The organism is Burkholderia sp. MS455 (assembly GCF_016899445.1).
In the GTDB taxonomy this organism is placed as follows: Bacteria; Pseudomonadota; Gammaproteobacteria; order Burkholderiales; family Burkholderiaceae; genus Burkholderia; species Burkholderia pyrrocinia_C.
Map to the genome: position 1 here is coordinate 665094 of NZ_CP041779.1, position 12927 is coordinate 678020.

A 12927-nucleotide genomic window follows, 5' to 3' on the forward strand; every position below is an offset into this window, starting at 1 on the left:
CCACGCTTCTTCCGTTTCTTTTTGCTGGAGTCTTGCCCATGTCTTACCACTGGAACTGGGGCATCTTCCTGAGCCCCGTGTCGACCGGCGAGCCGACGACTTATTTCGGATGGCTGATGTCCGGCTTCCGGGTGACGATCGAAGTGTCGCTTGCCGCCTGGGTCATCGCGCTGATCGTCGGTTCGCTGTTCGGCGTGCTGCGCACGGTGCCGAACAAATGGCTGTCCGCGATCGGTACCGCGTACGTGTCGATCTTCCGGAACATTCCGCTGATCGTGCAGTTCTTCATCTGGTATCTCGTGATACCGGAACTGCTGCCCGCATCGATCGGCACCTGGATCAAGCAGTTGCCGCCCGGCACGCAGTTCTTTACCGCGTCGATCGTCTGTCTCGGCCTGTTCACGGGCGCGCGCGTGTGCGAACAGGTGCGCTCGGGGATCAACGCGCTGCCGAAGGGCCAGCGCGCCGCGGGCCTCGCGATGGGCTTCACGCAATGGCAGACGTACCGCTATGTGCTGCTGCCCGTTGCGTACCGGATCATCGTGCCGCCGCTCACGTCGGAATTCCTGAACATCTTCAAGAACTCCGCCGTCGCGTCGACGATCGGCCTGCTCGACCTGTCCGCGCAGGCGCGCCAGCTCGTCGACTACACCGCGCAGACCTATGAGTCGTTCATCGCGGTCACGCTCGCGTACGTGCTGATCAACCTCGTCGTGATGTCGCTCATGCGCTGGATCGAAGGCCGTACGCGGCTGCCCGGCTATATCGGAGGCAAGTGATGCATCAGTTCGACTGGAGTAGTATTCCCGGCGCGCTGCCGACGCTGTGGACGGGTGCGATCGTCACGCTGCAGATCACGCTGATCGCGATCGTCGTCGGGATCGTGTGGGGCACGCTGCTGGCGCTGATGCGGCTGTCGGGCGTCAAGCCGCTCGCGTGGTTCGCGCAGGGCTACGTGACGGTGTTCCGCTCGATCCCGCTCGTGATGGTGCTGCTGTGGTTCTTCCTGATCGTGCCGCAGCTGCTGCAGGGCGTGCTCGGGTTGTCGCCGACGATCGACATCCGCCTCGCGTCGGCGATGGTCGCGTTCTCGCTGTTCGAAGCCGCGTATTATTCCGAGATCATCCGCGCCGGCATCCAGTCGGTGCCGCGCGGGCAGGTGAACGCCGCGTTCGCGCTCGGCATGAACTACTCGCACGCGATGCGCCTCGTGATCCTGCCGCAGGCGTTCCGCGCGATGGTGCCGCTGCTGCTCACGCAGGCGATCGTCCTGTTCCAGGATACGTCGCTCGTGTACGTGATCAGTCTCGCGGACTTCTTCCGCACGGCCGCCAATGTCGGCGATCGCGACGGCACGACCGTCGAGATGGTCCTGTTCGCCGGCGCATGCTATTTCGTGATTTGCTCGTTGGCGTCTGTTCTCGTCAAGAGTCTCCAGAAAAAGGTCACACGATGATTTCCATCAAGAACGTTTCCAAGTGGTACGGCCAGTTTCAGGTTCTCACCGACTGCACGACCGAGGTCAAGAAAGGCGAAGTGGTCGTCGTGTGCGGCCCGTCGGGCTCCGGCAAGTCGACGCTGATCAAGACCGTCAACGGCCTCGAGCCGTTCCAGCAGGGCGAGATCCTCGTGAACGGCCAGTCGGTCGGCGACAAGAAGACGAACTTGTCGAAGCTGCGCTCGAAGGTCGGGATGGTGTTCCAGCATTTCGAGCTGTTCCCGCACCTGTCGATCACCGAGAACCTGACGCTCGCGCAGATCAAGGTGCTCGGCCGCGGCAAGGACGAGGCGGCCGACAAGGGCATGAAGCTGCTCGATCGCGTCGGCCTGAAGGCGCATGCGCACAAGTATCCGGGCCAGCTGTCGGGTGGCCAGCAGCAGCGTGTCGCGATCGCGCGCGCGCTGTCGATGGACCCGATCGCGATGCTGTTCGACGAACCGACGTCCGCGCTCGATCCCGAGATGATCAACGAAGTGCTCGACGTGATGGTCGAACTCGCGCAGGAAGGGATGACGATGATGGTCGTCACGCACGAGATGGGCTTCGCGAAGAAGGTCGCGCATCGCGTGATCTTCATGGACAAGGGCGCGATCGTCGAGGACGACCGCAAGGACGATTTCTTCTCGAATCCGAAATCGGAACGCGCGAAGGACTTCCTCGCGAAGATCCTGCACTGAGCGTTTCACGCGCGCCAATGCGAAACCGCCCGGCCCAGCGCCGGGCGGTTTTTTTTCGTCCGCCGTTACCAGCTATACCGGTAGCCGACCTGCCCGACGATGCCGCGCCGGTACGCGCCGCCGATGTTGCGCGCGATCTTCGCGTTCGCGTACAGCTCGCCCGACTTGCCGAAGCCCGCGGTCACGCCGACGCCGAGCTCGTACCACGTGCGGCCGAGATGCGTCGCGAACGGCGTGCCGCCGACGACGGTCTGGCCCGGCGACAGGAAGTCGTGCAGCACGTCGGCCGTGAAGTACGGCGTCGCGGCGCCGCCGCCCGAGCCCGCCTCGAGGTTCGGCCGGAAGATGCGTACGCCGACGCGGCCGCGCAGCGCATTCGTCGTCGTGCCCGACACGGCCGACACGTTGTCGTTGAACCCGTTGAGCTTCAGGTACTGGTACATCAGTTGCGCCTGCGGCTCGATCGCGATCGGCGTGCCGCCGATGCCGAACGGCTTGCCGACCTCCTGCGACAGCGCGAAGCCGAAGCCGTTCTGCGACGCCTCGTTGCCGTAGCTGTCGCGATAGCGGTTGCCGTAGTGCGTGACCTGCCCGACGCTGTCGAAGTACGTGCCGTCCGTCAGGTAGCGCGTCCAGTAGCCGCCGACGCTCTGCGCATGCATCTCGACCGAGCCCGTCGACGTCGACAGGTTCGGCGAGCCGGCGCGCGCCATGTCGCTGAAGCTCGCGTTCGACACGCCGATGCTGGCCGTCACGCCCGCATGCGTGCTGCCGCCGCCGGGCGCCTGAGCGAGCGTCCAGTCCTTGCCGAACTGCGCGAAGAACGTGCGCTCGTCGGCCGCGAAGCGGCCCGCGTTCGCATCGAGGCTCTGGCCGCCGATGCGCCCCCACACGCCATCGCGGTTGCCGGGCTGCTGCTTGCCGAGGTTGTAGATGTCGCCGACGCGCTCGTGCAGCTTGCCGAGCGTCGAGAAGCCGTAGTCGGCGTTCAGCAGCGGCGTCAGCGCATAACCGGCGACGCCCGGACGGTACGCGAGCGTGCCGCCGCTGCCATTCCCGTTGCCGTCGCCGCCGCCGCCGCCGGACGGGTGGATCGGGTCGCCGGGGTCCGTCGGATCGAGCTGCGAGCGCAGGTACCAGCCGTTCGCGTCGCCCTGGCCGCCGCGATAGAGCCGGTATTCGTATGCGCCGGCCTGTACCGGGCCCGCGAGATGGAACGCCGACGCGGTGGTCGTGCCGCCGTTGGCCGTGACGACCACGGGAATCCCGTCGCCGGTCGTCTGCGCGCCGGTGCCGGCCGTGTTGGCGATCTTCAGGCCGGTCGTGCCGCTCGCGGCGCCGCCGTTCACGATCAGCCGGTCGGTCGGCGATGCATCGGTGCCGAGATACGTGTTGAGCGCGATCGTGCCGCCGTTGCCGACATAGCTGCCGGTCGTCAGCGTCTTGTAGCTGCCCGTGAGCGTCGGCGAGCCGGCCGGCGCGGCGAACGCGACCAGGCCCGCGTTGTTCAGGCTGCTCAGCACGGAGCTGCCCGTCATGCGCCACGTGCTCGTGCCGTCGATCGTCAGCGCGACCGGGTCGATCGTGCCGCTCAGCGTCGTGCCGTTCGCGAGGAACACGTTGCCGGTGCTCGACGCGTCGGAGACGATGTCGCCCGCGAGGTTCACCGCCGATGCGCTGAACGTCACGTTGCTGCCGTTCGCGAGGCTCAGCAGCGTGCCGTTGCCGGCCGTCACGACCGTGCCGTTGCGCACCGCGATGTCGGCCGTGCCGCCGCGCGCGGCGAATGCCGGCCCGGCGGCGGACGTCACGCTGCCGCCGTCGACGAGCACCGAGCTCGTCGCGCCGTTCGCGAGCGTGTCGGATGTCAGCACCCCGGCCGTCGCGCCCTTGAGCGTCGTGCCGGTCAACGCGAGCACACCGCCGCTGTCCGCGGTCGCGCCGTTGCCGGCCGCGCTGGCGATCGACGATCCCGTATCGCCGATGCGGCCGCCGTTGCGCGCGACGACGCCGTCGGCCGCGGCACCCGATGCGGTGACTTTCGCGCCCGACAGCAGCGCCGTCGCGCCGCCGTCCATGACGACCGCATGCGCGCCGGCGCCCGTCGTCGCGACGGTCGTGCCGTTGGCCGTGAGCGTCGAATCCGCGCCCGATACGAACAGGCCGCGCGCGCTGATGCCGGCGGTGCGGACGACCGTTGCCGCATCGGTTGCGATGCGCGCGCCCGCGCCGGTCGATGCGAGGCCGTCGGCACCGTTGCCGGTGGTCGCGACCTGCGTGCCGGACAACGCGATCACCGTGTTCGTGCCGAGGTTGTGGATCCCGCTTCCCGAGCCGCCGACCGCGATCGACGTCGCGCCGGCCGCGAGCCCGCCGCCCGATACGGTCGAGTCGATCAGCACACCGTCGGCGCTGCCGTTCGCGACGACGGTGCCCGCGCCCGACAGCGCGACCGATGCGCCGGCACCCGTCAGGCGCACGCCTGCAATGCCGTCGTCTGCTTCGATCGAACCCGTGTTGGCGAGCGTCGCCGACGCACCCTGCACGAGCGCGCCGGTGCCGTCGGCTACGCGGATCGTCGACGCGTTGTTCACCGTGCCGAGCGTGCCGGCCACGACGCCCGTCGAGCCGGCGCCCGTCAGCAGCACCGTGTCGCGGTTCTCGAGCGTGCCGAGGTTTTGCGCGACGAAGCCCGTCACGCCGGCCGTCGACGACGAGACTGCGGCGTCGTTGATCAGCGTCGTCGCGACCGGCGCGCCGGCATTCGCGCCGGCGAGGTCGTGCGCCTGGCCGTCGACGACGCCCGCGATCGCACCGGCCGCGTTCAGGTTGATCGTCGCGCCCGCATCGATCGTGCCCTTCGCGCCGCCTTCGACCGCGATCGCGATGCCGTTCGCGCCGTTGACGTTGTAGATCGCGTTGCCCGTCGACAGCGTGGTGCCGGCGTCGGTCGCGAGCACGCCGCGCGCACGCTGGCCGTTGACGTCGGTCGTGAGGGTGCCGGCGGCCGACTGGCCCGTGTAGGTCGCGCCGCCCGCGACGCGGAACAGCGTCGAGTCGTCGGTGTCGACGCTGAGGTGCCGCGCGGCGACGTTGATCTTCGAGCCTGCGCCATACGCGTAGAAGCCGATCTGGTTCGTGCCGGACATGAAGGCCGGCACCGCGTTGGCGCCGACGTCGATCGTCGCGCCCGAGCGCGCGTGCACGCCGATCGCGCCGGTGCCCGTCAGGTTGAGCGCGCCGTCGAGCGTGGCTTTCGCGAGCGGCCCCTCGGCCCAGACGCCGTAGTTGCGCGTGCCCGATGCCGGATCGAGGCCGCCGGCCACGTCGATCGTGCCGGTCGACGTCACGGCCGTCGCGTTCGTGCCGGTCCCGACGACCATGATGCCGATGCCGTTCACGCCATTCAGCGTGATCGTGCCGGTGTTGGTCACGGTCGCGGCGCTATCGACCGCAAGCATGCCGACGTTCGCGAGCGGCGTGCCGGGCGCCGCGCCGTTGACGACGATCGAGCCCGCGTTGGTCAGCGTGCCGGACGACGAGCCGATGCTCGCCAGCGCGGCGCCGTTCTGCGTCTGCGAGCCGATCACGATCGTGCCGAGGTTGGTCGCGGTGCCCGATGCGCCGAGCAGGATGCCGTACGCGTGCGCGGACAGCGCGACGTCGTTCGCGGCCTCGGGCGACGCGGCATCGTACTGGGCCGCGCGGCCGAGATAGATCGTGCCGCCGGCTTCGTTCGTGAAGCTGCCGCCGGCGACGAGGCCGCCGATCACCTGGCTGTCGAGCGTCGTCGCGTTGACGCCGACGTTGATCGTGCCGGCGTTCGACCCCGTCGCGCCGCCCGTCACGGCTACCGCGTAGTTTTGCAGGTCCGGCTGGTTGCCGTCGAGCGTCCACGCGCCGACGTTCATCATGCCGTTGTTGACGAACGAGGTGCCCGCACCGTTCGCATACACGCCGTTGCCTTCCGTGTACGCGTTGAAGCCGAAATTGCCCGGCTGCGCGCTGCCGGCCGTGTTGAAGTTGTCGCCGGACGCATAGCCGGACGAGATCGTGCCGTTGTTGACGCCGCTTGCGCCGCTCAGCAGGCGCACCAGCGTGAAGTCGCCCGACAGGCGCCCGTCGTTGATGAAGTGCGCACCGCTCTCCGCGAGGACGGCCGAACTCGAGACGATCGTGTTGGTGCCGCGGAAGTCGATCTGGCCGTCCTTGTCGATATGCAGCGTCGCGTTCGCGCCCATGCCGTGCATCGCCGACAGGAAATCGATCGGCAGCGTGTTCTTGTCGCCCGCGGACACGTTGTTCTGGTACTGGAAGGTTTGCTGCGAGAACGTGACGGCCTGGCTGAATGCGTTGTCGTAGGCGGCCTGCGAGCCGAGCGCGCCGCTTTGCACCGAGCGCACGAGAAAGTCGTTGTATGCGGCGAGCGATGCGGCGTCGGTGACCTTCCATGTGCTGCCGTCGAACGCGGCGAAGGTGCCCGCGTAGGCTGGCACGTCGAGCTGGACGTTGCCGACTGCGCCGCCGTCCGCAAGATAGTTGCCGGCAGTGAACAGGATCTGGTTGCGCGAATTCCAGTTGACGGTGCTTTTCGCGGAGCCCGTGCCGTCCGCGAGGGTAAGGTCGGTCTCCTTCGCGGCCATCGAGATTGCGTTGCCGGCTGCATCGGGCGCGTTCGACGCGTTGCCGATCGACACGTTGAGCGCGCCGCCGGTGCGGCCGACGGTGCCGATGCGCGTGTTCACATACTGATTGCCGTTCACGTCGTTGTAGACGGGCACGGTCTTCGCGCCGGCCGTCGACGCGGAAAACGCGGACGAGTTGTAGGTGGCGACCGACGTGCGGGTGCCCGTGATCGAGTCGGGCGTGCTGATGCTCTGTGTCTTGCCGCCGAGCGACAGCAGCGGCTGGTTCGGGTTGCCCGAGACGACGGTCGCGTTGCCGATCGGCGTGAGGGTGTAGCCGGGGTCGCCGCCGACGCCGGTCCAGGCACCCGTCACGCCGACCGTGTCGCCGCCCGACACGGTGGTTGCGCCGGCCAGGTTGTCGTTGACGGTCGGGCTGAAGCCGCCGAGCGCGCAGGTGCCGCCGCTCGCGACGGCCGAGCCGCTGCCGCAGGTCGACGCGTACGCGGAGCCCGCCGACAGCGCGGCCAGCGCGGCGCCAAGCGCCACGACACGAAGCGGCGACGGGCGTGTTGCCGTGCGGGCGGCGCCGCGGCTTGCGCCGGATTCGCCGCCCGAGCGCTTGCCGCGCGCCCGTGCTGTTTCCGCAACCGCGACCCAGCAGCCGGCGGTTTCGCTCCATATCGATCGAAATGAGTGATTCACGACAAGCCCCTCTCTCTTTTTTGAAATGGTATTCACCGCGATGCAGTGAAATCGCAATCCGCGGTGGAGTAATGGCCTGAGTGGACGTGCAGCGGCGGTGGCCGCTTCTGTGCCAATCGTGATTCGTTACACCGAGGATGGGTGGAGTCTAATGATCGGAAGGGCAGCCGATTATCAAAAAAATAGTGAATGTGGCGATAATGCCGATTTCATTCTGATTTTTTCAATTGTGTGGCGAATCGAACTGAAGGCTTTGATAGGTAAGGGTTTGGGCGATTTTTTCGGCGAGAACCCATGATTGCCGGATCGGTGGGGTGGCGCACGGTTCGCAGAGGGGCAGTGCGTTAGAATGCGGTTTCCGGATTATATATGCTAAGGATTGCCCGGTTTATTTATTTTGGATTTGAATCATTTTCGCTTGGATATTAATAAAATCAAGCGAATGTTGTGTGGCGTCGATTCGAAATGCCGGAATGTGGTCCGGATGAAACGGAACCGGTATTCGGGAAGTGATTTTCTCCGACGATGAAAATCGCCGCAGCGCGTGCGCGCGAAATCGCCTGCCACGCCCGAACGTTGCGGACGACGGTCTTGCCGTGCGGGAATTGGAAAGCGGAAAGGGCGCCGGCGCGGCGCTCAGAAGTCGATCGCGTCGTCGGAATCGCCGTCGGCGGCGGTTGCGAACGTTTCGCGCGATTCGCGCGGTGCCGAGGCCGACGCGTCGAGCGCCGGATTGCGCAGCTTCTCGAGCACGCGTTCGGGCACCGGGATCTGCATCCGTGCGGCGACGTCGCCGCACTGGAACATGATCAGCTCGCCCGGCTCGAACGCGGTCCAGACCTCGTTGTCGGTGAGCGGCTGCGTCGCGATCACCGCGACGCGATCCTCGGGCGTCGTGTATTTCGCGAAGTCGATCGACAGGTCTTCGTCGACGAGATGCGCGGTCGAGAACGGCCAGCGCCGCACGAGATAGTGCAGCCGCGTCGAGCAGTGCGCGAACAGCGCCTGGCCGTTCGACATCAGGAAGTTGAACACGCCGTGATCGGTGATGCCGCGCGTGAGCTCGCCGACGCGCTCGAACAATTCGGGCAGCGGCGGCTGCGCGCCGGGAAATGCCTCGCGCAGCCCCTGCATCAGCACGCAGAAAGCCTGTTCGCTGTCGGTCGTGCCGACCGGGTGGTAGACGCTGCCGTCCATGTTCGGCGCGTAGTCCTGCAGGTCGCCGTTATGCGCGAAGATCCAGTGCCGCCCCCACAGCTCGCGCATGAACGGATGGCTGTTCTCGAGCAGGATGTGCCCTTGCGTCGCCTTGCGGATGTGCGCGATCGTGTTCTTGGACTTGATCGGGTAGCGCTTCACCATCTCGGCGATCGGCGACGTGGCCGATGCCTGGTGATCGATGAACAGGCGGCAGGCCTTGTCTTCGAAGAACGCGATGCCCCAGCCGTCGGCATGGTGATCGGTGAGCCCGCCCCGGGCCGCGAAACCTGTGAAGGAGAATGTGACGTCCGTCGGCGCGGCGCAGTTCATTCCTAGGAGTTGGCACATTTTACTTGGGGCGGCAGGCAGAAGCGGGGGGTAACGAACCGGGCGAACCCCGGTACAATGCGGCTTCTAGCATATCACCGAGCCCTGAGCGGTAAAAAGCGGATTCCGCTGGCCAAAGGCCTCGTGTTGCGGTTTGCCGTCAGTCGGCCCGCGCACGCGCGTTCCGGCCCCGCTGATGGCCAGTCCGTTCCTCACGACGCCTCCTATGACTGCCTCGAACGCTTCCTCCCCGGCGACGCTTTCGCTCGCCCGTCCCGATGACTGGCACCTGCACCTGCGAGACGGCGACATGCTGGCCGCCGTGCTGCCGCACACCGCGCGCCAGTTCGGCCGCGCGATCGTCATGCCGAACCTGAAGCCGCCGGTGACGACCACCGCACAGGCGCAGGCCTATCGCGAGCGCATCCTCGCCGCGCTGCCGGCCGGGATGACGTTCGAACCGCTGATGACGCTGTACCTGACCGACAACACGCCGCCCGACGAAATTCGCCGCGCGCGCGAAAGCGGCTTCGTGCACGGCGTGAAGCTGTATCCGGCAGGCGCTACGACGAACTCCGACCACGGCGTCACCGATCTCGCGAAATGCGCGAAGACGCTCGAGGCGATGCAGGAAGCGGGCATGCCGCTGCTCGTGCACGGCGAGGTGACCGATGCGTCGATCGACCTGTTCGACCGCGAGAAGGTCTTCATCGACCGCGTGATGACGCCGCTGCGCCGCGATTTCCCGGGCCTGAAGGTCGTGTTCGAGCACATCACGACGAAGGACGCGGCCGACTACGTGCGCGACGCCGACGCGGCGCCGGGCCTGCTTGGCGCGACGATCACCGCGCATCACCTGCTGTACAACCGCAACGCGATGTTCGTCGGCGGGATTCGTCCGCATTACTACTGCCTGCCCGTGCTGAAGCGCGAGACGCATCGCGTCGGGCTGGTCGAGGCCGCGACGTCGGGCAGCCCGCGCTTCTTCCTCGGTACCGACAGCGCACCGCATGCGCGCGGCGCGAAGGAAACCGCGTGCGGCTGCGCGGGCTGCTACACGGCGCTGCATGCGCTCGAACTGTATGCGGAAGCGTTCGACCACGCCGGCGCGCTCGACAAGCTGGAAGGCTTCGCGAGCTTCTTCGGCGCCGATTTCTACGGGCTGCCGCGCAGCGCCGAGACGGTCACGCTGCGCCGCGAGGCGTGGGAACTGCCGCGCGAGATCTTCGCGGGCGACACGCCGGTCGTGCCGCTGCGCGGCGGCGAGACGATCGGCTGGAAACTCGCGTGACCGGCGCGCCGCCGCGCGAAGCAGGCCACACGGCCGGCAGCGGGGCGGCGGATTTCGCACGGATCGACTGGTCCGCGCCGTGGCTTGCGCAGTACGCGGAGCCCGGCCGCGCCGCGCAGGCGGTCGCACGGGCGGGCGATGCCGCGCTGCTCGACGCGCTGAACGGCGTTTTGCGCGACGGCGGGCGCGTCAGCGGTCGCGGCAGGCCGCTGCGGTTCGTGCCGCAGGCCGAACTGCCGCCCGGTGTCGCGTACGAGACCCATATCGCCGACACCGGCGGCGTGCCGACCCGCCACAATCTTCACGACTTCTTCAATGCGCTCGTCTGGTTCGCGTATCCGCACATCAAGGCCGCGTTGAACGCGCGCCAGTCCGCCGCGATCGACGCGGCGGGCGGCGTCGGGCCCGTGCGCGGCACGCTGCGCGATGCGCTCACGCTGTTCGACGAGAATGCCGCGCTGTTCGTGACGGCCGACCGCGCGCTCGCCGATGCGCTGCGCGGCTTCGACTGGCCGCGGCTGCTGGTCGCCGCACGCGACGCGTGGGGCACGCGCTGCGAAGCGCGGCTCGTTGGCCATGCGCTGCTCGAGAAACTCGTCGAGCCTTACAAGTCCTGCACTGCGCATACGTGGATCGTCGAAGTGAGCGCCGACTATTTTTCGTGGCCCGACGCGCAGCGCACTGCGCATGTCGATGCGCGTGTCGCTGCCGAACTCGCGACGCGCGAGTTCACGAGCCGCGATTTCTCGCCGCTGCCGGTGCTCGGCGTACCGGGCTGGTGCGACGCGAATGCCGACGCCGCGTTCTACGACGATCCGGCCGTATTTCGCAGCGGCCGCCGCACGCGCGCAGCCGGCGGCGGCGCGCAGTGCTAGAATGCGCGTCGCAAAGCAGGCTAGGCAGTCGCGGCCTCGCCGCCTTCGGGCGCGCGGGGGCGAGGAAAGTCCGGACTCCACAGGGCAGGGTGATGGCTAACGGCCATCCGTGGCGACACGCGGAACAGGGCAACAGAAAGCAAACCGCCGATGGCCCGGCGCAAGCCGGGATCAGGTAAGGGTGAAACGGTGCGGTAAGAGCGCACCGCGGCGACGGCGACGTTCGCCGGCACGGTAACCTCCACCCGGAGCAATTCCAAGTAGGCAGGCGCGCATCTTCGGATGCAGGACGGGGCCCCCGTCTCGTCTGCGGGTAGGAAGCTTGAGCGCGTCAGCAATGGCGCGCCTAGAGGAATGGCTGCCACGCGTTGTGCGCTTCGGCGCGCAGCGTGCACAGAATCCGGCTTATCGGCCTGCTTTGCCGTTCGAATGCGAAAGGGCCGGCGTCTCCTTGCGGAGCGCCGGCCCTTTTTTCATGCGCGCGCCGTGCGTTCAGGCGGCGACGATGTCGAACGAATGCGTGAGTTCGGCCGTCTTCGCGATCATGATCGACGCGGAGCAGTACTTGTCGTGCGACAGGTTGATCGCGCGTTCGACCGTGGCCGGGTTCAGGTTGCGGCCGGTGACGGTGAAGTGGAAGTGCACCTTCGTGAACACCTTCGGGTCTTCGCTCGCGCGCTCGGCCTTCAGCGTGACCGAGCAGCCGGTGACTTCCTGGCGGCTTTTCTTCAGGATCAGCACGACGTCATAGGCCGTGCAGCCGCCGGTGCCGAGCAGCACCATTTCCATCGGGCGCGGCGCGAGGTTGTGGCCGCCGCCTTCGGGCGCGCCGTCCATCGTGACGAGATGCCCGCTTCCGGTCTGGGCGGAAAACGCCATGCCGTCCTGACCCATCCAGCTTACTTTGCATTCCATGCTTGCACTCCAGCGTTGCCTGATTCGGATTCGATCCGGCATTGTAGCCCGCAGCGCTTCGGTCGGCTGATGCGGTGCACGACGTGCAGTACCGGAGCCGCGCGAGCGGCGCGCAACAGCGTGCCGAACGGCGATTTCCCTGCTGATTTTAGGGGTTTTACTCTAGGTGCGGGCTATTTTCGCTCGCTCTGGTCGAATCTATGTGATTGATTTTAAACAGGAAATTGAATTTTTCTGTCGATCGCCTGAAATTCCGCATTATGGTGTTTGATTTCGTAATGCAAATTTTCTTGTGAAGCCGGCGGCGCGTTCGTATAATGAGCCTCATTGGTTGTCGCGCTGCGGCAACCTCCGAATGTCTCCTCCACCCTCCTCCTAAGGTGGATTAAGCCCGAACCAGCCGTTCGGGCTTTTTTTCGTCCCATGCAAACATCGGCGCGCGGCTTGCGCGCCTCGGTATCCGTTACGCGGGCTGCCGTGCGGCCGGCTGCGGTGTCGCGTCGGGCAGCGTGCCGCGCAAGCGTGCGTCGGGTGCCGGCGCGGTCACGGCCGACGCATGGCCGTGGCCGCGTGCGCAGAAGTGGCGGACGCGTTCGCGCACCGCACGCAGGCGGGCGACGCGATCCTCGGCATGGGCAGTCCGGGCTTCGGCAATGCGCGCATCGAGCGCGTCGAGCTTGGCTTCGCAGCCGACCTGGGCGGCGACGGCAGGCACCGCGGCGGCCAGCAGCGCGGCCGCGAAGAAGGGCGTAAGTCGTTGTTTCATCATGCTTGTTTGTTGTTTTCCGTGTTCGGCCGGTCTGGCGCGGCA

General features: G+C 67.1%; 9 protein-coding genes and 1 other RNA gene. 6 read left to right on the plus strand and 4 right to left on the minus strand.

Annotated features, from left to right (window positions below):
- Positions 1 to 38 precede the first annotated feature (38 nt).
- From FPJ27_RS22205 to FPJ27_RS22215, 3 genes are read left to right on the plus strand one after another with little or no spacing between them, the layout of a single operon-like run.
- On the plus strand, positions 39 to 779 hold the full coding sequence (locus FPJ27_RS22205; RefSeq protein WP_034182729.1) for an amino acid ABC transporter permease: 741 nt from the start codon (positions 39 to 41) through the stop codon (positions 777 to 779).
- Complete coding sequence (gene gltK / locus FPJ27_RS22210; RefSeq protein WP_072436321.1) at positions 779 to 1456, plus strand: glutamate/aspartate ABC transporter permease GltK; 678 nt, start codon at positions 779 to 781, stop codon at positions 1454 to 1456. The genes FPJ27_RS22205 and gltK overlap by 1 nt, the downstream gene beginning before the upstream one ends.
- Positions 1453 to 2178, plus strand: a complete 726-nt coding sequence (locus FPJ27_RS22215) for an amino acid ABC transporter ATP-binding protein (RefSeq protein WP_034182731.1) — start codon at positions 1453 to 1455, stop codon at positions 2176 to 2178. The genes gltK and FPJ27_RS22215 overlap by 4 nt, the downstream gene beginning before the upstream one ends.
- Before the next feature lie 65 nt (positions 2179 to 2243).
- On the opposite strand, the gene FPJ27_RS22220 is transcribed toward FPJ27_RS22215, so the two are convergent.
- Positions 2244 to 7508, minus strand: coding sequence for an autotransporter outer membrane beta-barrel domain-containing protein (locus tag FPJ27_RS22220; RefSeq protein WP_204425783.1), 5265 nt, complete (start codon positions 7506 to 7508; stop codon positions 2244 to 2246).
- 636 nt (positions 7509 to 8144) lie between these two features.
- Positions 8145 to 9056, minus strand: a complete 912-nt coding sequence (locus FPJ27_RS22225; protein ID WP_204425785.1) for a class II glutamine amidotransferase — start codon at positions 9054 to 9056, stop codon at positions 8145 to 8147.
- A 205-nt stretch (positions 9057 to 9261) separates the two neighbouring features.
- Between FPJ27_RS22225 and pyrC the strand changes: the two genes are divergently transcribed.
- The 3 genes from pyrC (at position 9262) to rnpB (ending at position 11625) form a co-directional block, all read left to right on the plus strand.
- Positions 9262 to 10326, plus strand: coding sequence for a dihydroorotase (pyrC, locus tag FPJ27_RS22230; protein ID WP_204425787.1), 1065 nt, complete (start codon positions 9262 to 9264; stop codon positions 10324 to 10326).
- Complete coding sequence (locus tag FPJ27_RS22235) at positions 10323 to 11201, plus strand: DUF3025 domain-containing protein (RefSeq protein WP_204425789.1); 879 nt, start codon at positions 10323 to 10325, stop codon at positions 11199 to 11201. Before pyrC ends, FPJ27_RS22235 begins: the two co-directional genes overlap by 4 nt.
- Positions 11202 to 11213: 12 nt before the next feature.
- Positions 11214 to 11625: RNase P RNA component class A (gene rnpB / locus FPJ27_RS22240), an RNA gene on the plus strand.
- A 68-nt stretch (positions 11626 to 11693) separates the two neighbouring features.
- Here rnpB and FPJ27_RS22245 read toward each other — a convergent pair.
- A complete protein-coding gene (locus FPJ27_RS22245) occupies positions 11694 to 12158 on the minus strand; it encodes an OsmC family protein (protein ID WP_072436316.1) in 465 nt (154 codons plus the stop codon).
- A 421-nt stretch (positions 12159 to 12579) separates the two neighbouring features.
- Complete coding sequence (locus tag FPJ27_RS22250) at positions 12580 to 12885, minus strand: DUF1090 family protein (protein ID WP_072436315.1); 306 nt, start codon at positions 12883 to 12885, stop codon at positions 12580 to 12582.
- Positions 12886 to 12927 lie beyond the last annotated feature (42 nt).

Coding starts and splice junctions, on each gene's coding strand:
- FPJ27_RS22205 (WP_034182729.1), top strand. CDS start 39: ATGTCTTACCACTGGAACTGGGGCATCTTCCTGAGCCCCGTGTCGACC.
- gltK (WP_072436321.1), top strand. CDS start 779: ATGCATCAGTTCGACTGGAGTAGTATTCCCGGCGCGCTGCCGACGCTG.
- FPJ27_RS22215 (WP_034182731.1), top strand. CDS start 1,453: ATGATTTCCATCAAGAACGTTTCCAAGTGGTACGGCCAGTTTCAGGTT.
- FPJ27_RS22225 (WP_204425785.1), bottom strand. CDS start 9,056: ATGTGCCAACTCCTAGGAATGAACTGCGCCGCGCCGACGGACGTCACA.
- pyrC (WP_204425787.1), top strand. CDS start 9,262: ATGACTGCCTCGAACGCTTCCTCCCCGGCGACGCTTTCGCTCGCCCGT.
- FPJ27_RS22245 (WP_072436316.1), bottom strand. CDS start 12,158: ATGCCGGATCGAATCCGAATCAGGCAACGCTGGAGTGCAAGCATGGAA.
- FPJ27_RS22250 (WP_072436315.1), bottom strand. CDS start 12,885: ATGATGAAACAACGACTTACGCCCTTCTTCGCGGCCGCGCTGCTGGCC.